Genomic DNA, 22,894 nt, shown 5'->3' on the forward strand with positions numbered 1-22,894 from the left:
AGAGAGACCCCTTCTCTCCTACCATTTTTCCTTTCTCCAAAACTTTTCGGGCGGAGAGACACCCTCTCTCCTACCGTTTTACCTCTCCTAGGAGCTTTTCGGGCGGAGAGACTCCTTCTCTCCTACCGTTTTCCCTCCCCCAAAAGCTTTTCGGGCAGAGAGACTCCTTCTCTCCACCCTTCACTGAAACTATTAGGACATTGAAACCCCATTCCCTAAAAAAAGAAACGAACCACAAAGGATCGTTTCTCTAAACAAACATCACATAAATCTAAACGGATCTGTATTCGTCTCAGAAACTATAACTTCAAGCTCCCAATTTTTCTCCTGCACTACCTCTGCTAATCGCTGTGCGACCCCTTTTTTCATAATCTTCTCCGCGTAATGCCCAGGATCGACCACATTCAATCCAATTGCCATAGCATCATGTGCGGTATGGAAATATAGATCCCCCGTCACATATACATCCGCTCCGGCGTACTTTGCAGCATGGATATATTTATTTCCGTCTCCGCCTAATACCGCTACTTTCTTAATCTCACTGTTTAAATCACCGACCACACGGACATGTTCCACTTCAAGCCCTTTTTTTACATGAGAAGCAAAATCAGCAAGCGACATTCCTGACTTTAACTTTCCAACGCGCCCCAAACCAAGGGAGTTCATCTCGTTTTCTAGCTTGTAAATATCATAAGCTACTTCCTCATATGGGTGAGCTTTAAACAAAGCCTTCAAAACACGCCTTTCAATTGAAATCGGGTATATTGTCTCAACCTTCATCTCTTCTACTTTTTCAAGCTGACCTTTTTTCCCGATAAAAGGGTCTGTCCCTTCTAAAGGAATAAAACGCCCTTCCCCCTCGGTTGTGAAGGAACAATGACTATAGTTTCCTATGTGTCCTGCTCCAGCTTCCCCTAGAGCATCTAAAAGCGTTTCTGCGTGAGAAACTGGAACAAACACGCTCAGTTTTCGAAGTTCCTCTTGAAAAGTCGGTACCAATACGTTTACATCCTCAAGCTCTAGAGCTTCAGCTAGCAGGTCATTCACGCCACCTTGAGCTACATCAAGATTTGTATGTGCCACATATACGCTGATATCATGCTTGATGCATTTAGTGACAATTTTGCCGGCAGCTGAATTATCCGTAACAGTAGGAAGCGCGCGGAAGATTGGCGGATGATGGGCTATAATCAAATCAACATTCTGATCTATTGCCTCGTCTACCACCTCTTCAAGCACATCAAGTGTCACCATTATTTTTTGAATCGGCTTATTCAAAGTACCAATCTGAAGCCCAATTTTATCCCCTTCGACTGCATATTTTTTAGGGGAGAACTGTTCGAACCATTCGATAATCTGCAAGCCATTAACTGTTTTCAAAACCCAGTTCCTCCTCTACCAGTCTAATTTTTTCCGTAAGCTCTTTTCTTTTCTGTTCATTCGCCTCCGTGTGTCCAGCTGAATCGAGCTGCGCCACTATTTTTTTCCAATGCGCAAGCTCATGTGTCCACTTTTGTACAAATACATCATTTCGTTCCTTTGCAAGAAACGGGCCAACAAGCAGATACGTCTCTTTTTTTACCGAGTATGGTTTTTCACTTTCTCCACGTTCTGCCACAAGAATCTCATAGATCCTACCATCATCAAGCAGAATTTGTTCTGCAACAAGTTCCCATCCATTTTCAAGAAGCCACTCCCTGATCTTTTTTGCACCTATATTAGGTTGAAGAATAAGCGTTTGAACTCCCGCTAGTTTATCCTTTCCTTTTTCAAGGATGGACTGAATTAAAGTCCCTCCCATTCCAGCAATGGTGATGCATGTAACCTCATTTGGAGAGATTACTTCCAACCCATCCCCTTTTCTCACTTCAATCACCTTATCTAATTCCGTTTTACGAACCTGCTGAATAGCAGATTGAAAGGGACCTTCTACCACTTCTCCGGCAATACCTCTTTCAATCATTCCCTGCAAATAGGCATAACAAGGCAGGTAAGCATGATCTGAACCAATATCAGCCAATACACTGCCTTTGGGAATAAAAGAAGCAACTGCTTCTAAACGTTTTGAGAGTTTTAATTCATTCATGTCTTTTTCCTCTTTACTTATGTATTTGAATTCCTTTGTAACAAGTATAAAAAAAAATCCTTCACAAATGCAAAGGATCTTTTATATGTGTATCATTTTTCTAAAAAAACAAATCTTAATGTTCGCCCTCTTCTTCACTTTTAGCGCCGTTTGCTAGCCACTCAGCAAGAACTTCAGCTTCTTTAGGTGTAGCTAGACCAGCAGGCATAGCGCCTTGTCCGTTAACAATAACGTTTTGAATCTCTTCTTGGGATAGACGGTCACCAACATCTGTTAATGCAGGTGCAGCGCCTGCTCCTTCTAAGTTACCGCCGTGACAGCCGATACAAGAGTTTTGTTGGTAAAGCTCTTCTGCAGACAATTCTACAGTTTCGTCTTCACCGGATGCAATTTTTTCAGCCTGATCAAGTCCAACGAAAGATAATAGGAACATTAGTCCAAGACCTAATACCGCGATAAATGCAAAAGGAATAAGCGGATTACGATTCATGCTATTCAAACCTCCTTATGTACATGTACGTGTTTCTTATCTTATACAAGCACTCTCTATTTTACTTTATATTTTACTATAGGAAAAGACTTAAATGCCAACTTCTCTCTTAAATTCACAGTTTAGACAAAAACCTTCATCAGGATAGATGAAGGTTTTTGTATTTGATGTTTATATTGTACCTCAAAATAGGAAAAGTGATGTGTTTTTGGAAAAATAATTTTGAATACGATAAACGCCGCTGTTGATTTCCGCACCGGGCTTCGCTTTCCGCGGGACGGTGCTTGAGCCTCCTCGCTACACTGCGGGGTCTCAACCTACCGTTACTCCCCCGCTGGAGTCTACGCCCTGTACTCCAATCAACAGCTAGAAATCCCGTTTACTATATTCCCAAAGATCTTGCAATGACCATTCTTTGTACTTCTGAGGTTCCCTCTCCGATTTCTAGCAATTTTCCGTCACGCATAAAACGTTCTACGTGGTATTCTTTCATGTACCCGTAGCCCCCATGTAGTTGTACAGCCTGATCTGCAATTTCCATGCACACTTCTGATGCATATAGTTTACACATGGATGCTTCTTTGGAGAATGGTCTTCCCTGATCTTTTAACCAGGCAGCTTTATAAACCATCGTTCTGGCAAGTTCGAGTTTCATGGCCATGTCTGCCAGTTTAAATTGGTTAATCTGAAAGCTTGATAAAGAACGGCCGAATTGTTTTCTTTCTTGAGAGTAAGCGAGCGCTCGCTCAAAAGCTGCCTGAGCAATCCCCACAGCCATAGCACCGATTCCGATGCGGCCACCATCAAGTGTGATTAAGAACTGTCGGAAGCCTTCCCCGCGTTTACCTAAAAGGTTTTCCTGGGGTACACGAACATCTTCAAGGACAAGTTCCGTTGTGTTGGAAGCATTAAGCCCCATTTTTTCATAGTTATCAATCACTTGAAACCCTTTAGCATCTGTTGGAACGATGACAGCAGAGATTTCTTTTTCATTTCCTTTTTTATCGGTGATAGCCGTTAATGCCATATGCTTGGCGTAGGAGGCATTGGTAATGAAACATTTGTTACCATTAATGATAAAATCCTCACCATCTTCTACAGCAGTTGTCTGGGTACCACCTGCATCAGAACCAGCATTAGGTTCGGTCAACCCGAATGCACCTAGTGATTCTCCTGTACAAATTGGTACGAGATATTTTTGCTTTTGCTCTTCTGTGCCAAACAGGTTTAATGGTGCCCCACCTAGTGATACGTGAGCAGAATAAGTGATACCAGTGGATCCACAAGCTCTGCTCAATTCTTCAACGACAATGGCAAAACTAACTGTATCCGCGCCCGCTCCCTCATATTTTTCTGGAAAAGGAAGTCCCATCATGCCTAATTGTGATAACTGTTGAAACACTTCAACAGGGAATTTTTTATCCCGATCTCGTTGGAGAGCCCCCGGTGCAACCACTTCATCTGAAAACTCTCTAATTGTTTTCTTAATCATCGCTTGTTCTGCCGTTAAATCAAAGTTCAAAATCTTTCCCCCCTTGTTGTTTGGAAAACATTAGCAAGAGCTAGTATTTTTCTTCCATCCTACAATACATTGAATACGCTTTCATTTGTATTATAATAGATATAAGGGAATTTTCACAACTTTTAAAAATAACTAAATAATCAATAAGTTACATTAAAATAATATTTGCAACTAGTAAAACCACCGTTATGATCGCAGAAATGTTTAAATAGTACCATTTCTTTATAAAGCCTATAATAAACCATAGAAGGGTCTGGAAGGTGATAATAATAAAGGTTAACGGCAATTGAAAAGATAAAAGTTCAATTAATTTTATGGAAAGAATAAGCATGAGTATTGCGAGTACAAAGACTGGTATATGTATGTAAGATTCTTCTTTTCGAAAAATAAAATATCCGAATATAGAAAGAAGAACGAAAAAAGTTACCAGGAGCATTTGCAAATGAACTGGCATTTCAGTAAAATAAATGACAAGAAATGTTATCGGAACGAGTAGAAAAATTAGACATGCAAAAAAGAGAGGTAATAACCTTTTGCTTCCTTTAACGGTTTGGTTTACAGCTTCTCCTTCTGTATATAGCGCCAACAGATAGTCACAATATTGATCTGGTAGGAGACGATTTCTTTTCCAATAGTCAATTTCTTGAATAATGGTTTCTTTTCGATGTTTATTCACTTTTGTTAACACTCCCATTACAGGTGTAGATATTAAAAACTGAATATTGTAAAAGTATTGAATTGCAAAAAAAGAGAAATAGCTTACTCTTTTCAAGAAAAAGCAAACTATTTCCATATGCCTGATTCTATTCTAGAAAATCCTTCAGACGTTTGCTGCGGCTAGGATGTCTCAGCTTACGAAGAGCTTTTGCTTCAATTTGTCGGATACGCTCTCTGGTTACTCCAAATACTTTTCCTACTTCTTCTAGAGTACGAGTGCGTCCGTCATCTAAGCCGAATCTTAGTCTTAATACATTTTCTTCACGGTCAGTAAGTGTATCAAGAACATCTTCCAATTGTTCTTTCAATAATTCGTATGCCGCATGATCAGAAGGAGATGTTGCGTCTTGGTCTTCAATAAAGTCTCCAAGATGTGAATCATCCTCTTCACCAATTGGTGTCTCAAGAGAAACAGGCTCTTGGGCAATTTTGAGAATTTCACGTACTTTGTCCGGTGTCAGATCCATGTCTTCTGCAATTTCTTCCGGAGATGGTTCGCGGCCTAAATCTTGTAACAGTTGGCGTTGAACACGGATAAGTTTGTTGATGGTTTCCACCATATGCACAGGTATACGAATTGTTCTCGCTTGGTCAGCAATTGCACGGGTAATCGCTTGACGAATCCACCATGTCGCATATGTAGAAAACTTGAATCCTTTACGATAATCAAATTTTTCTACTGCCTTAATCAGACCCATATTACCTTCTTGGATCAAATCAAGGAACAGCATTCCACGGCCCACATAACGCTTAGCAATACTTACAACTAGACGAAGGTTAGCTTCTGCCAGACGACGTTTCGCCTCTTCGTCACCTTCTTCAATTCGGTTTGCAAGACTGATTTCTTCCTCAGCAGAGAGAAGATCCACACGGCCAATTTCTTTCAGGTACATTCTTACAGGGTCATTGATCTTCACACCAGGCGGTACAGTTAGATCATTCAGGTCAAACTCTTCTTCCTTCGCAAGTTGCTGAGTGTTCGGGTCATCATCAGATTCTGTTTCTCCGATGATTTCTACACCCTGTTCACCAAGATATTCGTAGTATTCGTCCATTTGATCGGACTCTATTTCAAAGCCAGCCATTTTTTCGGCTATCTCCTCATACGTTAGGACACCACGCTTTTTACCTACTTCGGTGAGTTGTTCTTTTACTTGTTCGATGGTCAATTCTGTTTCCATCTCTTTTGATTGTGCTGATTTTTCAGCCATCAACTGTCCCCTCCTTCCAACATTGAACGCGATAAAGAGGTATATTTATTGTTTTAACTCTTTTTTCATTTGGATTATTTCCATCGCGATTTGTGCAGCACCAAGATAATCGTTTTGTGCTTCTGCTTGTTTCTTTTCTTGTTCTTTTTCTTTTATTGTTAACAATTTTGGATAATTAAACACCTGTTTCATATAATCATGTAGCACTGCATCACTTAATTCTTCTTCAAGTGTTAGCATACCTAGTTCAGAAACAATTTTCTTGAGCGATTGCTCAGGTATACGCTCCATGAAAATACTGATATTTGGCTCATACCCTTCTTCGTAAAAAGCATATAGATAGGTGGCAATCGCACGATGTTCTTCTATGATAAAGGAGCCTTCAATGGAAGCTTGCACCTTTTCAGATACTCCCCTATCTTTGAGCATATGTGCCAGCAAATAGCGTTCTGCATTTAAATAAGCCGGTTTTAGCGCTTGCGTAAAGATTTTGGGTTTGTTAGGTATATTTATTCTATTCTGTTCGTTATAATCCTTTTTTTGTATTAAAGATTTATATACTTGAAACTGCTGCTGTTTTAAAGCTTCCAAAGAGATGGAAAATTCATCTGATAACTGACGAAGATAATGATCCCTTTCAACCGCTTTAGACAGCATGCTAATCTCTTTTAGAACATCTTCCACATACCGCATCCGTTCGCCTTCGTCTTTCATATTCCTGCCCTTGCGTAAGTACCTGAGCTTAAATGACATGAACGTTAAACTTGCCCCTATTATATCCTGCTTAAATGAGTCTGATCCTTTACTACGGATATAGTCATCAGGGTCCATTTTATCTGGCATCATGGCAATTCTTACATAACAACCTTGTTGAATGAGGATGTTCGCTGCCCTGTAGGCTGCTTCAATTCCTGCATTGTCTCCGTCATAACAGATGGTGACATTTTCAACATGCCTTCTTATGATTCGGGCCTGCTCTTCAGTCAAGGATGTTCCCATCGTTGCAATTCCATTAGGTAATCCCGCTGAGTCTGCAGCAATGACGTCGGCAAATCCTTCAAAAAGGATAACCTGTTCCTGCTTTCTTATATGAGGACGTGCCTGATGGAAGTTGTAAAGAATTTTACTTTTATTAAATAGTGGGGTCTCTGGTGAATTTAAATATTTCGGTTCACCTTCTCCAAGCACTCTTCCAGAAAAGGCAATAACATTCCCTTTATGATCGTGGATCGGAAACATAATACGGTTTCTGAAACGATCAAAATATTCAGCTGTATGCTCCTTTTCAATTAAAAGGCCGGCCTTCTCCAACAGCTGTTGGTTGTAGCCCCTTTTCGTCAAAAACTTTAAAGCAAAGTCCCAACTGTTAAGTGCATAGCCAACGCCGAATTTCTTTAACGTTTCGTCGGTAAATCCTCTTCCTGTCACATAATCATATGCTTCTTGGCCCTCTTTTGTATTTAACAGTAAATGATGGTAAAATTTATGCAAAAGCAAATGTGCATCCATCATCCATTTCGTTTCTTTTGATTGGCCCGATTGTTCTGTTGCAGTATATTCCGGTACTTCCACTTCTACATTGGAGGACTTGGCAAGTTTTTGGGCAGCTTCTACAAAACTGACACCCTCGATCTCCATGACGAAATTGAAAGCATTACCGCCGGCACCACAACCAAAGCAGTGATAGATTTGTTTGTCTGGGGCAACAGAGAAAGAAGGAGTACTCTCCCCATGAAAGGGACAAAGTCCAAAATAGTTGCGACCTTGCTTTTTCAATTGCACATATTCACTTATTACATCAACAATGTCAGTAGATTGTCTAATTTGATCAATGGTTTGTTCAGGAATTCGATAATTCATAACAACACTCCGTGACTTACTATTTCTATCTCAATTCGGAAATTCCTGCAATTTTCGACAAAGTTTTTTTAAGTGATTGAACAAATCTTTCTCTGTCTTTCATTGAAAAAGCTTTTGGACCCTTGGAATAGTTCCCTTTTCTCCGTTCTTTCGCAGATAAAAATCTCATATGCAAGCTCAATTCCATTTCACTCTCTTCATACTGTTTTCCACGAGGAGTGAGAACATAAACGTTTTTGGACACAAGCATGCTTGCTAGACCAATATCTTGAGTGACTACTACATCATCCTTCTTTGCATGATTCAAAATATAAAGGTCAGCAGATTCTTTTTCATCATCCACATAGACCCAATTTCCTTCTGTTTGATTGGTCATGACATGGGAGTAAGAAGCTACGTAGCACACATCAATTTTATATGTATGACTTACTCTACTTATTTCTTCTTTAACAGGACACGCATCTGCGTCCACCAAAATAATAGGTTTGCGATTATTTTGCATGTTAAATGGTTTCTACATCCCTTCCCAAAAACCTTCTTTTTTCGATATGTTTTTTTGTAGTTGTCGAACGAAACTGTTATATTGCCCTTGACTTATTGCTATTTTTAGTTTATTCGATAATCCACCACTCTAAACCCTATCGAGGAATTTTTTATCACAATTTTTTATTATAATATAAACTTTTCAAATTGACTACTGTTTCACATCGAATAATGAGTAATGTGAAATCATAAAAAAACTGGGCAAAAAACCGCCCGGTCCTTATAGTCGATTGCTTTAATCGTCGCTGTTGATTTCCGCAAATGGCTTCGCTTTCCTAAGGGCTGACGAGAGCCTCCTCGGCAAGCCTGCGGGGTCTACACCTTGCGCAATCTCCCGCAGGCAAGCGAAGCGCCTGAAACGGAAATCAACAGAATTATAACTTTCTTCTCTTTAGAAAAAGAGCACTCCTATAAGCGCTCTTTACTTTAGTCGGTTATTATAAATGTTCGAGATAAGGTTGGCCGTTTCTTCGACGGCTTTATTCGTAACATCTATCACTTCACAACCTATTTTATTTACAATTGTTTCAAAAAATGCCAACTCTTCTTTTATTCTTTCAAGGTTTGCATAGGCAGCTTTATCATTCAGCCCCAATGCTTTTAACCTTTCTTTTCGGATATCATTTAACTTTTCAGGCGAGATCTTAAGTCCGAAACATTTTTCAGGATTCACTTTAAAAAGTTCTTCTGGTGGGTCTACCTCTGGAACGATTGGTACATTTGCCACTTTTAGGCGTTTATGGGCAAGGTATTGGGATAATGGTGTTTTAGACGTTCTAGAAACCCCCACTAATACAATATCTGCTTTAATAATACCTCTTGGATCTCTACCATCATCATATTTCACAGCAAATTCTACTGCTTCGATTTTTTTGAAATAATCATCATCCAATTGCCTTACCAACCCAGGTTGATACTTAGGTTTAACTCCGTATTCCTGCTCCATCAAGTCCACAAGAGGTCCGATGATGTCATAAACCTTTACGCCTTCCATTTTTGCTAATTCTACAAGGTGCTTCCTCATTTCAGGGACAACAAGTGTAAAGGCGATAATACCTTGATTAAGTTTTGCAATAGAGACTACTTCCGATAATGTTGCAATGTCTTCTACATAAGGTATTCGTTTGAGATGGAAGTTCGCCCCATTAAATTGGCTGATAGCCGCTTTAACTGCCAACTCTGCAGTTTCTCCGACTGAATCAGATACGATATATACGGTACGCTTCTCCATGATTCTCCTCCAATCTAGATAATTTCATCGTGTGCCAAGGCAACCAGCACTTTAGTAATGTTAGTTTTTGTAATTCTACCGATTACTTCATAACCTTTATCCGTTTGCTTAACGACTGGAAGAGCATCTATTTGTTTTTCAATCAGTTTTTTTGCTACATCAATGATCAAGTCTTCTTTAAAGCAGTACGTTACATTAGGCATTCTAGTCATAATGATATTAACCGGTATAGAAGTGAGCTCCTGTTTACCAATACTGGCCCTTAAGAGATCCTTCCTTGAGAGCACACCCACTATGATAGAGAAGTTGTCCACTACAAAAAGGGTTCCCACATCTTCTAGGAACATGGTGCAGATTGCGTCATAAACGGAAACACTTTCATGGACAACTACCGGTATGGACTGATGGTCATTCACTTGGATTTTATTTATTTTATCGGATAAAAGTTGCGATCCTGTTTTTCCAGTGTAGAAATAACCAACTCGAGGACGGGCATCTAAATATCCGGCCATGGTCAAAATAGCTAAATCGGGACGAAGGGTTGCCCTGGTCAAGTTTAGTTGATCTGCTATTGCTTCTCCGGTAATCGGTCCTTGTTCTTTGACTATTTGCAAAATAGTTTCTTGCCGCTTATTCAGTTCGATTTTTGTTCACCACCTAATGGGTTATAAGGTGCACTTCGCTGTACGGGTGCCCTCCGCTTTTCTATTTGTGACATACTGTATATGTAAATATTATATACTAATTATACTGATAAACAGAAGAATTGGAAAGAGGCTGACTAAATATTGTGAGGAATGCATTAGTCAGCCTCTTTTGTGTGTTTAACTATTTTACCATAGGGTTATATGTTTGTCTTTTTTTATCACTTAACAATGATGCCATTTACATTTCCGAAAATGGATATAACTTTTGCCATATCATCCATAAGGGCGAGGCGGTTTGTCTTAATTGCTTCATCATCTGTCATAACCATGATGTTATCGAAGAAGGCATCAATAGCAGGTTTTAAGGAAGCCAGTTCCTCATATGCTACGGAGAAATCCTGTTCTGCTGCAGCACGAAGCACAAGATCTTTTTTGTTGTTAAATTGTTTATAAAGCTCTTGTTCTTGCTCTTGATTTAGTAAGTTTTCTTGAATTTCAGCAGAAAGAGTTGCTTTCTTGGCAATGTTGCAAACACGACTTAATGATTCCATCGTTTCTTTAAAGTCTGCTTCGTTTTTCTTTGATTCAAGCGTTTCTGCTTTTTTTACTGTGGAACAAACATTCTCAAGTGGCAGCTCTAAAAGCGCATCCACAATGTCATATCTTACGCCACGCTCGGAAAGATTGTTCTTAAGTCGTAATTTGAAGAATACTAAGAGGTCCTCCATGATCAGAGTTGCATCTTTCTTTGCAATACCTTTTTCAACATAGCGTTCAACAACTGTGTGCATAAATGTTTCCAAAGAGAAGGTCCACTCTTTGTTCAAGATTGTCTGGATAATTCCCGATGCTTGGCGTCTTAATGCATAAGGATCCTGAGACCCTGTAGGAATAACTCCTATAGCAAAGAAACCAACAATGGTATCCATCTTTTCTGCGATGCTTAGGATTGCACCTACATCAGAAGATGGGGTCTTGTCATCTGCTGATCGTGGCATATAGTGCTCATTAATCGCCTTAGCAACGATTGGACTTTCCCCTTTAGCCAATGCATACTTTTCCCCCATGATACCTTGGAGCTCAGGGAATTCATAGACCATATGGGAAACGAGGTCGAATTTATAGATAGATGATGCACGTTCAACATGTTTTTGCGTTTCGTTGTTCACATTCACAATTTGCGCCAGCTCAGCTGCAATGGCTTGAACACGTCTCACTTTATCGCCGGTTGTTCCAATTTCTTCATGGAATACAATTTTATCCAACTTTTTAATCGCATCGTCTATTACAAGCTTTTCATCTTCCTTTGAGAAGAATGCAGCATCAGATAGTCTTGCTCGCAGGACTTTCTCATTTCCTCTTGCAACATTATCTAAGTTCTCGTGGTTACCATTTCGTACAGTTATAAAATAAGGCAAAAGCGTTCCCGCTTCACTTTTTACCGGAAAATAACGTTGATGTTCTTTCATTGAAGTAATTAATACTTCTTCAGGCAATGATAGATAGTCAGATTCGAACGTTCCAAACAATGCCGTCGGATACTCTACTAAGTTGTTCACTTCTTCTAGAAGGTCTTCATCCACAGGAATGTTCCAACCATTTTCTTCTCCTATGATGGATAGTTGTTTCCTAATCGCTTCTTTTCGTTCCACTGCATTAACAATTACATAGTTAGAAAGTAACTCTTCCACATAGCTACCAGCATCTTTTAATTCGATTTGACCACCAAGAAAACGATGCCCTGTAGATACTCTGTCCGCCTTAACCTTTGCAATCTCTACCGGAATAATCTCTTCGCCAAAAAGAGCAATTAACCATTTGATTGGTCGAACATACCTTAGTTCTTCATCAGCCCAGCGCATATTCTTCGGAAAGTGCAGGCTAGTAGCAACAGAAGCAATGCTGCCAAGAATTTCTTTCGTTTCTTTTCCTTTTACATGCTTCTTAACATGCACATATTCCACACCATTGATTTCTTTAAAATAAATATCTTCAACTGTTAGTCCTTGCCCTCTAGTAAAACCTTGAGCGGCCTTTGACCATTCACCATCAGCTGAAAGGGCAACTTTTTTGGCAGGACCCTTCGCTTCTATGGTAACATCTTCTTGTTTTTCTACTAGGCCTTCAACCAGAACTGCAAGCCTTCTTGGAGTAGAGTAAGCTTGGATATTATCATAGACCAGTTGGTTCGTTTCAAGCCAAGATTTCACTTTATCTTGAAGCTGATTCATAGAATCCGTTACAAAGCGAGCCGGCATTTCTTCTAATCCGATTTCAAATAAAAAATCTCTCTTACTCATTGGTACTCTCCTCCTTTTTCAAAATTGGAAAACCTAGCTTTTCTCGTTCCTCATAGAAAGTTCTTGCCACTTTACGTGCCAGGTTTCTTACTCGACCGATATAACCAGTTCGTTCGGTAACAGAAATAGCACCGCGAGCGTCCAATTGATTGAATGTATGGGAGCATTTTAATACATAATCGTATGCCGGGTGAACAAGACCGTGGTCCATCTGGCGGTGTGCTTCTTTTTCATAGATATCAAACAAAGAGAACAGCATATCAGGATCAGATGTTTCAAATGTATATTTAGAGTGCTCATATTCTGGTTGAAGGAAAATATCACGAACGGTGAAACCTTCTGTCCATTCCAGGTCAAATACATTTTCTTTGTCTTGAATATAGGAGGCAAGGCGTTCGATACCATAAGTGATTTCTACAGATACCGGTTTGCATTCAATTCCGCCAACTTGTTGGAAATACGTGAATTGCGTAATTTCCATTCCATCTAGCCAAACTTCCCAGCCAAGACCTGCAGCTCCAAGTGTTGGAGCTTCCCAGTTATCTTCTACAAATCGGATATCATGTTTAAGCGGGTCAATTCCTAGTTTCTTAAGTGATTCCAAGTATAGTTCTTGGATGTTGTCTGGTGATGGCTTCATGATTACTTGGAATTGGTGATGTTGGTATAAGCGGTTTGGGTTTTCGCCGTAACGGCCGTCTACAGGCCTTCTGGATGGTTCAACGTATGCTACGTTCCATGGCTCTGGGCCGATGCTTCTTAGGAATGTATAGGGGCTCATTGTTCCTGCACCTTTTTCTACGTCGTAGGCTTGCATGAGGATACAGCCTTGTTCTGACCAGTGGTTTTGTAGGGTCAGGATCATGTTTTGGATGTTCATTTTGACACCTTCCTTTTTTAAGTTTTGCTGGTGACTCCTTTCGATTTCCGTTCCAGGTGTTCGCTTTCCGCGGGACGGTGCTTGAGCCTCCTCACAACGCTTCAGGGGTCTCAAGCAACCGTTAATCCCCCGCTGGAGTCTCACACCTTGCACTTCAATCTACAGGGAAACTTATTCATCTTTAAGTCACCACTACTTCAGATTTTCAGATGTTGGCTGGAGGACAAAAAGGGAGAACCTCTTGTCTCTCTATGCCAACGGTTGTTGTCAGCATAGGGACGAGAGATTCTCCCGCGGTTCCACCCTATTTGTAAAAAGGGATGCCTTTTTACCACTTTATCCGTATTGCTCCAGAACGCCTTCCTTATCTCTTGATTCCCTAGCTCACACCACCCTAGGTTCGCTTTAATCGAGTTTGATAAGTACTACTTTCTTTCAACGCAATCTTTATGAATGTAATTGGATAATAAATGATTTCTTTTGCAAAGTCAATCAGGTTTTTCTTTTTTTTCAGGAAGATTTGCTTTCAATGAACCTATTTGCTTCAGAAAGCGCTTGGATTTTAACATTATCCCAGAATACGCTTCATAATATTCATCAATAATGAATCGCAGCTCTTTTCGCGTTTCTTCTTTTAGCGACAGGTTTCCAATTCTATTCAGCTCATAATAGTAAAATGTCCGTAATAGTTTCAAGGTAGCTGGAGAGACTTTTATTAGGTATGGGTCCTTGTGAAAGCATCTGTTGCAAAGGAATCCTCCTTCTTTTATAGAAAAAGCAAAGGTTCCTTCTGTTGCACCACAAGAAGCACAGCGATTTAATTCCGGCGTAATTCCGATGACATCACACATCTTCATTTCAAAAATGAACGTCAATATTTCTGCATCGTACCCATCATCAATAAAGTGAAGCACTTGGTATAAAAGCTCATAAAGTGCCGGATTCCGCTTCCCTTCATCTGTGGTTCTATCCATCAATTCTACGATGTAAGAAGCATAGGCTGTCAGGAAGATATCCTCTCGAATAGATCTCATGGATTCCATGATTTCACCTTGCTGGAGGCTTCCTAGTCCTGTTCCCCTTTGGAAGACAAAGGTCCCATGGGAAAATAACTGGGAGACAGCGGTAAATCGGCTGCTAGGCTTGTTGGCACCTCTTGCCATTACCCCTACTTTTCCAAGCTCTTTTGAGTAGATGGTAACAATCTTATTATTTTCACCATAGGCATTTGTTCGAATGACAATGCCTTCACATTTATGTAGCAAATTGTACACCGTCCATTTTTTTGGGTTTTATTAATTGTACGTTCTACAAAATAAAAAGGCAATCTACAACACTTACGTGAGTAAACTGCCTTATTAAATGGTCATCTGTCATTATGAAATTGGTAAGTCACGATTCGCTAGCTCTTCTGTCTGTTCGGGTAAATCGCCATTATCTTTCTCAAGCTCTTTGAAAAGAAGATAGGTATCAATATTACCTGTTTCTTTAAAGACCTTCCAGGTAAAATCCAACATTGTAAACTCCACCCTTTCTGTAGTAAAGACCAGCATGCCTAATCCAATTCCTATATGACTATGATGACCGTAGAAGGGTCAAAACATGTTAGATAAATTTTGTAAATTCAATGCTACGAATTGACTATAATTCCGCTCGTCTTTCTGAATTAGTATTCGTCTTCATTAAAACCAAAATCTCTAAGTTGCGACTGCTTATTACGCCAATCCTTCTGGACTTTCACCCACAGTTCCAAAAACACCTTGGATCCTAGCAATGCTTCAATGTCCACTCTGGCTTTTTGTCCCACTTCTTTTAAGACTTTTCCTTGCTTGCCGATGACAATCCCTTTTTGTGAATCGCGTTCCACTACGACAGTAGCCTGGATATCGACCATGTCCTTGTTTTCTCGCTTCTTCATGGAATCAATTGCTACAGCAATGGAGTGTGGAACTTCCTCTCTTGTCAGATGAAGCACTTTCTCCCTGATTAGCTCAGCAACAATAAAACGCTCAGGATGATCGGTAACTTGGTCGGCCGGGTAATATTGGGGGCCTTCTGGAAGGAATTGCTTAATTTGTTCTAATAGAACTTCTACATTGTTACCTTGTAAAGCAGAAATCGGAACTATTTCTTTGAAAGGATACAACGCTTTATAGGTTTCCATCAAGGGTAACAGGTCATCTGGGTGTACTTCGTCAATTTTATTTATTACCAAATAAACCGGAGTTGAAGTTTCCTTCAATTTTTCAATAATAAATTCATCGCCTTTTCCTAGACCTTCTTTTGCATTGATCATAAATAGAACTAGATCAACTTCTTTTAACGTATTTTGCGCCACCTTCATCATAAAATCGCCAAGTTTATGCTTTGGTTTATGAATGCCTGGTGTATCGATGAAAACAATTTGTGCATCGTTTTGCGTATATACGCCCTGAATTTTATTTCGAGTTGTTTGTGGTTTGTCACTCATTATCGCAATTTTTTGGCCGATTACTCTGTTCAAAAATGTTGATTTTCCAACATTTGGCCTGCCAATAATGGAGACAAACCCTGATTTATAATTGGTAGTTGTATTGTTATGCATTCAGATCCTCCGGTGAAAAAGCTCCAGGCAGTAATTCAGCTACTGTTAATTCCTGTATATCACCGTGAAGGTTTGTCAGGATTACTTTCGTTTCAGGTGCACATAGCTCAGATATTACTTGACGGCAAGCTCCACAAGGTGGAACAGGTCGTTTCGTATCGGCTACAACAGCAATCGCATCAAATTCTTTGATACCATCTGAATACGCTTTAAAAAGCGCTGTTCTTTCTGCACAGTTACACATACTATATGCAGCATTTTCAATGTTGCATCCGCGATAGACTTTCCCGTCTTTACCTAATAATGCCGCGCCTACTTTAAACTTGGAGTAGGGTACATAAGCCATTTCTCTTGCTGCTTTTGCTTCTTGGATTAAAGCTTCGATGTTCACAGTTACTCTTCCTTTCTTCTGTAAGCTTCGGGTGCGCGTTACTTATATTTTACCTCAAATCGCTTTTTAAATCACCCTTAAATTTTAAAAAATTTTAAATTTTCAATTTATTTAGTGATTTGATTGTGATAATTTATTTTTGACCAAATATTGAATACTTATCCATCTGTTGACTGCAGTGCAAGGTGAGAGACTCCTGCGGGGGAGAAACGGTAGTCTTGAGACCCCGCAGGCAAAGCCGAGGAGGCTCAAGCACCGTCCCGCGGAAAGCGATCACCTGGAACGGAAGGAAACAGGAGTTATAGTAAATTCACTTATTCAAAAAAATTGTAATATAAGGGCTAAATAAGATTACACCAATTATAACAGAGATACAAGCAAAAACTAAGGCCGCAGAAGCAGCCACATCTTTTGCAGTTTTTGCAAGAGGATGATACTCCTCTGTCACAAGATCCACTACATTTTCGATAGCCGTATTAATAATTTCAATGACAAACATCCCACCGATTACAAGAAACAGGATGAGCCACTCCACTTTTGTAATCTGAAAAAATAATGACATTCCAATCATTATAATAGCTATAAAAACATGAAACTTAATATTTCTTTCCGTTCGAAGGACAAACATTAGCCCCTCAAACGCATAGGAAAAACTAGAAGTAAATGACCCTCGATATCCTTTTCGGTTACGATCGCGTGAGTCCATAGGCATCCAGGATTTCTTTTTGTTTATCAAACATAACTTTTTCATCTGCTTCGTTTTCATGATCATAACCTAACAAATGCAATAGGCCATGCAGGGCAAGAAATCCGAGCTCCCGTTTTACGGAATGGCCATATTCTTCTGCTTGTTCTTCTGCTTTTGGTATGGAGATGATGATATCTCCAAGCATACGAGGTGCATCTTCATCATAATGGATTTCGATTTCTCCCTCTCCCATCTCTTCCATCGCAAAAGAAATGACATCTGTAGGCCGGTCCTTGTCACGATATTCTCGGTTAATCTCCTGAATTCTGTCATTATTCACAAATGTCACGGAGAGTTCAGCACCGGTTTGAATAGACTCTTTTTCAGCAGCAAATATCAATAAATTTTTTATATCAGCCCACTGTTCATCTGTCAGTCTTGTTGTTTCATCTAACATATCGATTTCTATCATGATTCCTCTTCCTCTCCTTTCGGGTACTCAATTCTTGAATGGAAAATTCCTTGCAATGTTTCACAGAAGGACTTGCCGATTTCTTCAAGTTCCTTGAATGTCAAATCACAGTCACTATATTGTCCATCTTGAAGACGGTCTTTAATAATAGCCTTTACAATTGTTTCAATTTTATCGGGTGTCGGATTGTTCAATGACCTTACCGCCGCTTCTATGCTGTCGGCAGTCCCAACGATTGCTGCTTCCTTGGAGGTAGCTTTTGGACCTGGATAGCGATACTCTTCTTCTTTAATATTTTCGTTTTGTTCTTTTGCTTTATGATAGAAGAACTTCAATAGCGTCGTACCATGATGCTGTGCTGCAATATCGACGATCTCTTTTGGCATATTATGATCCTTGAGTATTTGAGCTCCGTCCGTTGCATGGGCAATAATAATATTCTTACTTGTCTGAGGGGGAAGCTTATCATGAGGATTCGCTCTTCCCATTTGATTTTCAATAAAATAATGTGGCCTTTTTGTTTTGCCTATATCATGATAATAAGATGCAACCCTTGCAAGCAGTCCGTTAGCGCCAACTGCTTCACATGCAGATTCCGATAGATTGGCCACCATCACACTATGGTGATACGTGCCTGGAGTTTCCATTAAAATTTTTCTCAGCAATGGATGATTCGGATTGGATAGCTCAAGCAACTTCATGGTTGATAGCATTCCAAAGCCCACTTCAAAGAATGGGAGAATTCCGATAGTAAGAACAGCGGAAACCACTCCGGAACCGACTGCCATTGTCCCATTAATACCAAGTTCTAATAATTCGTTCATGCCAGTTAGATCTCTGTTTGTCAATAAAATCAACGCAATGACCGTAACGACGTTAATGAATGAAACAAAGAGTCCTGTCTGGAGTATCGTAAGTCGTCTGTTATGCTGATTTAAGAACAATACTGATGCCACAGCCGAAATAATCAGGTATGACCCTACTGTATAGTTCATGGCTCCTGGAACCATATTAAAAATAAAACTTCCACAAATCCCAAAAATAATACTCGAAAATATAGCAATGCGATCGTTAATCAGCATTTTTATCAGCATGGCACCCATTGCAACCGGGGCAATATAACCAATTTCAGTCGTATTAAGGGTTTGAAAGAAACTAAAGATTTTCAATAAGATTAACGTTATAGAAAAAATCAATAAATACATGGTTAAATACGTATTTTTACTGTGGATTGAAGTATCAATGTTTTTAAACAAATACACGAGCGCAAAAATCATTAAACCAATTATGATTAATAATCCAGCATACGGTGCCACATTGTCAGATTGATTGACAAATCCGGCTGCGGTTAGAAGCCTATATGTTTCACGGTCAATAAATTGGCCAGCTTTTACAAGTGTATCACCTTGTGAAATTCGTACAGGCTCCACAGCGTCAATTGCCTGTTGCTTTTTTTCCTGCGTTTGCGCAGAATCATAAATTACATTTTGGATAACGGAAATGCTAGAAATATTAATAATAACACTTGGCACATTGCCAGATTGTGAGAGCTCCGTTCTCGCAAGGTTTTTTGCTTCACTTGCGTCTTCTGTTGTATGTATATCCCTAGACATGGCGTTATTGATTGCTGTAACTGATGCGTTTTTATATCTTGTGAGATCAGCTTCCTTAGAACCAAGCAGGAAGAGTAGATTTTCATCTTCCAGCTCTTTCTCCCAACGATCTGGGACTTGTCCTTCAAGTGCTTCTTTTAGGAGTTTTAACTTTTCCGCATCTGTCAGCGTAATCGACTCAGGTACTTCTTCGGTCTCCGAGGAGTCTGTCTCTCCCTCAGGAGGAGGTGAACTTTCCGGAACTTTTTCGAGCTCCGCAATCTGGTTTTTCGTATCGATCAGCACTTCAAAAAAGTTCTCAACTCTTGCAATTTGCTGATACACTTTATCCTTGTCTCTAATAAATTGATCAGGAACTTTATCTGCTGCTTCTTTTCTTAATAATTCTGTAGCTTCTCTATCTTCAAAACTGTGAGGTGCCACAATCGTTTTTTCAGCAGTGCTGAATAGTTGTACATTTATCTTCTCAGGCTTAACATTACTAAACATAATACCAAACATGATGAGTCCCAACAGCACATAAATAATGACATGGTAAAACTTAAAAGCCTTTAAGTGTTGAAAAGAAATTTTCCAGGATTTCGATTTCTTTTTCACTGTATTTTGACTCCCTCCATAAACGACATCCCCAAAAATAAAATCCTTTACAAGTGAAATAGCCCCAATAAAGGGGCTTTATTTTGATTCCAACTTTTCATAGGCATCAATAATTCTCGCAACCAAAGGATGACGGACGACATCTGATTGTTCGAGTTCGATAAATTGAATGCCTGATGTATTTTTCAAGATATCCCTCACTACTGCGAGGCCTGACTTCATTCCTTTCGGCAAATCCACTTGGGATATGTCACCCGTTATGACCATTTTCGATCCAAACCCAAGTCTTGTTAGGAACATCTTCATCTGGGCTGCTGTTGTATTCTGCGCTTCATCGAGAATGACAAATGCATCGTCCAATGTACGGCCCCTCATATAAGCTAAGGGAGCAATTTCAATGGTCCCTCTTTCTATTAACCTCTGGGTATGTTCTGAACCAAATACATCGTGCAGCGCATCATATAACGGTCGTAAATATGGATCCACTTTCTCTTTCAAGTCTCCTGGCAGAAAACCTAAGCTCTCCCCAGCTTCCACAGCAGGGCGAGTAAGAATAATCCGTTTCACCTGCCCGTTTTTTAAAGCAGTAACTGCCATAACCACGGCTAAGTATGTTTTCCCTGTTCCTGCAGGACCAATTCCGAAAACAAGATCTTTTTTCTTGATTGCAGAAACATACTGTCTTTGTCCTAATGTCTTTACGCGTATAGACTTCCCTTTTACATTCTTTGTTAACTCTTCATCGTATAGTTCTTGAAAAGAGTGCATCTTGTCTTCCTTAGCAAGCTGAACGGCATAGATGACATCTCTCTCACTGATTGTAATGCCTTTACGTATAACTTCTAATAAATTTTGTATGACGCTATCGACCATTTCTACTTGTTTGACATCACCGGATACATTGACTGTTTCTCCGCGTGTCACTATAGATACGTTCAATTCTTCTTCAATTCTCTTCAGGTTGACATCTTGATTCCCAAAAAGAGCAATTGCTTCATTTGGATTATTTAGTTGTTGATTCATCATCACTAGTTCTTCTGACATTCATTAGTCTCCTTGAATAATTGGTTCGATTTTTACAATATTTTCAATGACTTGGTAATGTATATCTACACTTACTTTACCATTCTCCTTATGAGTGCGCAAAACTTTTTCACCTTTTATCTCTGCATCTTCACCAAGATTGGAAAGGACCTGATCTCTTCCGATCTCCAGAGCTTGCTCGATGACTTCCTCGTCATCATAAATCCGTTCCACAATCTCTTGTTCGTGGACAGTCTTTCCAACATAGGAAATTGGTAATTTCCACTTCCAAAAATAGAAAGGACGCTCCGCTTCATATTCCTCCTGTCGCTCGAAATCCTCTTGGAAGAAACCCCATACCGGTATATTCATTTTTCCCACCCTCAGAAAATGCTTATTATAAGCTTCTCCAGTCAATACAGGGAGCGTGGTCTTAATTGGTACATCCACACTAGTAAGATACCATGTTTCACCAAAAACCTCTCCAACAGCCGCAATTGATCTTTTGTTATCCTCTCTCCCAATCAATCCAGAGACTAACACTTGCCCTTTGTCCACATAATCATTCACTTGAACGAGTGGTTGTCCTTTTTCAACGTATATCTTTGCTACCATTGCTTTTTTCTTTGCCACCAAGCTTCTCGGGGACAATGCTTCCAACTTTTCTGGTTCATTCTTCTCTACCACTTCAAAATGGTAGGATGTCCCATTTAATACCACGCCAATCCAAGTTATTTCACTTATTGTGTCCGTTAAATAGCGTTGAATACTTTCCACATCTTTTATGAAAAATTGAAATTTGCCCTTTTTGACACCAAGCTTGTCTAATTCTTGCATAATCTTATGCTCTGTTGCAGGCTCTGCTCCTTTGATTTCAATACTCCAGACCATATTAGATAATAAGAAAACGGTAAGGAAAGCGGCTATGATTCCAACTATCAATCCACTGTTCTTTAGGGAGTATTGAGTTAAGAATGGCAATCCTTTTCTCGTAAGAAAACGGAATTTGCAATCCTGTTTTTTGATTAATCTCCTCAGTCTACGGACATCTTTCAGAAGCACATGACATGTGTAAGCCTCTTCTCCCATCTTCTTCACTTGCCATACCTGTATCCCACTTCTTGTGCAGTCGTTAAGGAATCTCTCTACCCCTTTACCATGAATAATTATTTTTACGGTACCAGAAAAAAAATTCATCCATTGATTCTTCATGCGTATCCTCCTAAAATTATTCTTCCAGATACATCACTTGACTAATTTTTCCTTCAAGTAAAATTTCTTCTGGTAAGATGGTCCTGATAACAAAAGACTCTCCTTTAACAAGCAGCTGTCCTTGCTTCAATAACAATCGAATTTCTTTATCGGTAAACGTTAATAAACCTCGGTGATTTTCAATATATATATGTATTTGTCCAATCATTGTAATTCGCGGCAGATCCATCATGACATCTGCGGGTAATTCCATATTGTTGGTGATCCAATTATTCATGCGGGAACGAAACTTCTTGAGCATGGAAAAACCCCCTTTCCTTTCATATGTATGAAAGAATTTGAGGGTTTAATACAGAATTTTAATAATCGGGTAAAGCCGTCCTACCCTTTTGAAATAACCATTTGTTTTTGAATAATAGCCGCTGTTCCTTTCCGCAAATGGCTTCGCTTTCCGCGGGACGGTGCTTGAGCCTCCTCGCTGCGCTGTGGGGTCTCAAGCTACCGTTACTTCCCCGCTGGAGTCTCCGCCATTTGCTCCAATCCACAGCTAGAAATTACGTTAAGATTTGTTAATGCTTTTTCAGATAATTTGTTTAGAAGGAATTTTTAACCTATATTGAATGAACTCACCTTGTTGATTGGAGTGGAAGGCGCGTAGACGCCCGCGGGAGGAAGGGACAGGTGAGACCCCGCAGGCGCTAGCCGAGTTATCATGAACGAAACTAGCTCCTTACTCGTAAAATCGTAGGTTAATTTGGTTAGAATGTTTACTGGAAAAACCAAACCAAATCAGAGCTACATTACGGAAGGAGCTAGTTATTATGAAG

22 protein-coding genes and 1 other annotated feature are annotated in these 22,894 nt (G+C 39.7%); all 22 genes read right to left on the reverse strand.

The features are described from left to right. Positions 1-261: 261 nt before the first annotated feature. The 22 genes from HF078_RS17330 to yqfC all read right to left on the reverse strand — a co-directional run bounded on the left by HF078_RS17330 (position 262) and on the right by yqfC (position 22,368). Positions 262-1,380, reverse strand: coding sequence for a Nif3-like dinuclear metal center hexameric protein (locus tag HF078_RS17330; RefSeq protein ID WP_169292286.1), 1,119 nt, complete (start codon positions 1,378-1,380; stop codon positions 262-264). Next, positions 1,367-2,086 (reverse strand): tRNA (adenine(22)-N(1))-methyltransferase, encoded by a 720-nt coding sequence (locus tag HF078_RS17335; RefSeq protein WP_169292287.1) that lies wholly within the window; start codon positions 2,084-2,086, stop codon positions 1,367-1,369. Before HF078_RS17335 ends, HF078_RS17330 begins: the two co-directional genes overlap by 14 nt. Positions 2,087-2,201: 115 nt before the next feature. Then, positions 2,202-2,576 (reverse strand): cytochrome c550, encoded by a 375-nt coding sequence (cccA, locus tag HF078_RS17340; RefSeq protein ID WP_168862492.1) that lies wholly within the window; start codon positions 2,574-2,576, stop codon positions 2,202-2,204. Positions 2,577-2,958: 382 nt separating this feature from the next. Then, positions 2,959-4,098 (reverse strand): acyl-CoA dehydrogenase family protein, encoded by a 1,140-nt coding sequence (locus HF078_RS17345; RefSeq protein ID WP_169292288.1) that lies wholly within the window; start codon positions 4,096-4,098, stop codon positions 2,959-2,961. A gap of 148 nt (positions 4,099-4,246) precedes the next feature. Further along, a complete protein-coding gene (locus HF078_RS17350) occupies positions 4,247-4,774 on the reverse strand; it encodes a hypothetical protein (protein WP_169292289.1) in 528 nt (175 codons plus the stop codon). Between the two features lie 127 nt (positions 4,775-4,901). Then, the gene (gene rpoD, locus HF078_RS17355; protein ID WP_060665046.1) at positions 4,902-6,026 is read right to left on the reverse strand and encodes an RNA polymerase sigma factor RpoD; all 1,125 of its coding nucleotides are present in this window, start codon (positions 6,024-6,026) and stop codon (positions 4,902-4,904) included. 45 nt (positions 6,027-6,071) lie between these two features. Further along, positions 6,072-7,886: a DNA primase gene (gene dnaG / locus HF078_RS17360; protein ID WP_169292290.1), complete on the reverse strand. Its 1,815-nt coding sequence runs from the start codon at positions 7,884-7,886 to the stop codon at positions 6,072-6,074. Positions 7,887-7,911: 25 nt separating this feature from the next. After that, positions 7,912-8,388 (reverse strand): YaiI/YqxD family protein, encoded by a 477-nt coding sequence (locus HF078_RS17365; protein WP_169292291.1) that lies wholly within the window; start codon positions 8,386-8,388, stop codon positions 7,912-7,914. 462 nt (positions 8,389-8,850) lie between these two features. Then, a complete protein-coding gene (locus tag HF078_RS17370; protein WP_060665049.1) occupies positions 8,851-9,660 on the reverse strand; it encodes a pyruvate, water dikinase regulatory protein in 810 nt (269 codons plus the stop codon). A 14-nt stretch (positions 9,661-9,674) separates the two neighbouring features. Next, positions 9,675-10,304, reverse strand: coding sequence for a transcriptional regulator CcpN (gene ccpN / locus HF078_RS17375; protein WP_082380827.1), 630 nt, complete (start codon positions 10,302-10,304; stop codon positions 9,675-9,677). Positions 10,305-10,525: 221 nt separating this feature from the next. Further along, positions 10,526-12,607 (reverse strand): glycine--tRNA ligase subunit beta, encoded by a 2,082-nt coding sequence (gene glyS / locus HF078_RS17380; RefSeq protein ID WP_169292292.1) that lies wholly within the window; start codon positions 12,605-12,607, stop codon positions 10,526-10,528. Beyond that, positions 12,600-13,487, reverse strand: coding sequence for a glycine--tRNA ligase subunit alpha (glyQ, locus tag HF078_RS17385; RefSeq protein WP_148987640.1), 888 nt, complete (start codon positions 13,485-13,487; stop codon positions 12,600-12,602). The genes glyS and glyQ overlap by 8 nt, the downstream gene beginning before the upstream one ends. A 271-nt stretch (positions 13,488-13,758) precedes the next feature. After that, positions 13,759-13,935: a binding site (T-box leader), on the reverse strand. 40 nt (positions 13,936-13,975) lie between these two features. Further along, entirely contained in the window at positions 13,976-14,752 is a 777-nt protein-coding gene (gene recO / locus HF078_RS17390) for a DNA repair protein RecO (protein WP_169292293.1), read from the reverse strand. Positions 14,753-14,863: 111 nt separating this feature from the next. Next, complete coding sequence (locus HF078_RS17395) at positions 14,864-15,004, reverse strand: YqzL family protein (protein ID WP_169292294.1); 141 nt, start codon at positions 15,002-15,004, stop codon at positions 14,864-14,866. A 149-nt stretch (positions 15,005-15,153) separates the two neighbouring features. Further along, positions 15,154-16,071, reverse strand: coding sequence for a GTPase Era (gene era, locus HF078_RS17400; protein WP_169292295.1), 918 nt, complete (start codon positions 16,069-16,071; stop codon positions 15,154-15,156). Then, complete coding sequence (locus HF078_RS17405) at positions 16,064-16,462, reverse strand: cytidine deaminase (protein ID WP_060665055.1); 399 nt, start codon at positions 16,460-16,462, stop codon at positions 16,064-16,066. Before HF078_RS17405 ends, era begins: the two co-directional genes overlap by 8 nt. Positions 16,463-16,772: 310 nt before the next feature. Next, entirely contained in the window at positions 16,773-17,228 is a 456-nt protein-coding gene (locus tag HF078_RS17410) for a diacylglycerol kinase family protein (RefSeq protein WP_481748028.1), read from the reverse strand. Then, on the reverse strand, positions 17,149-17,622 hold the full coding sequence (ybeY, locus tag HF078_RS17415) for an rRNA maturation RNase YbeY (RefSeq protein ID WP_205831674.1): 474 nt from the start codon (positions 17,620-17,622) through the stop codon (positions 17,149-17,151). The genes HF078_RS17410 and ybeY overlap by 80 nt, the downstream gene beginning before the upstream one ends. Continuing rightward, a complete protein-coding gene (locus HF078_RS17420) occupies positions 17,619-19,832 on the reverse strand; it encodes an HDIG domain-containing metalloprotein (protein WP_169292296.1) in 2,214 nt (737 codons plus the stop codon). The genes ybeY and HF078_RS17420 overlap by 4 nt, the downstream gene beginning before the upstream one ends. Positions 19,833-19,910: 78 nt before the next feature. Then, positions 19,911-20,876, reverse strand: coding sequence for a PhoH family protein (locus HF078_RS17425; RefSeq protein WP_169292297.1), 966 nt, complete (start codon positions 20,874-20,876; stop codon positions 19,911-19,913). A 3-nt stretch (positions 20,877-20,879) separates the two neighbouring features. Continuing rightward, positions 20,880-22,067, reverse strand: a complete 1,188-nt coding sequence (gene yqfD, locus HF078_RS17430) for a sporulation protein YqfD (RefSeq protein WP_169292298.1) — start codon at positions 22,065-22,067, stop codon at positions 20,880-20,882. Positions 22,068-22,083: 16 nt separating this feature from the next. Then, positions 22,084-22,368 (reverse strand): sporulation protein YqfC, encoded by a 285-nt coding sequence (gene yqfC / locus HF078_RS17435; RefSeq protein ID WP_060665060.1) that lies wholly within the window; start codon positions 22,366-22,368, stop codon positions 22,084-22,086. Positions 22,369-22,894 lie beyond the last annotated feature (526 nt).

Source organism: Bacillus sp. RO2 (assembly GCF_012911845.1).
Classification (GTDB): Bacteria; Bacillota; Bacilli; order Bacillales; family Bacillaceae_I; genus Sutcliffiella_A.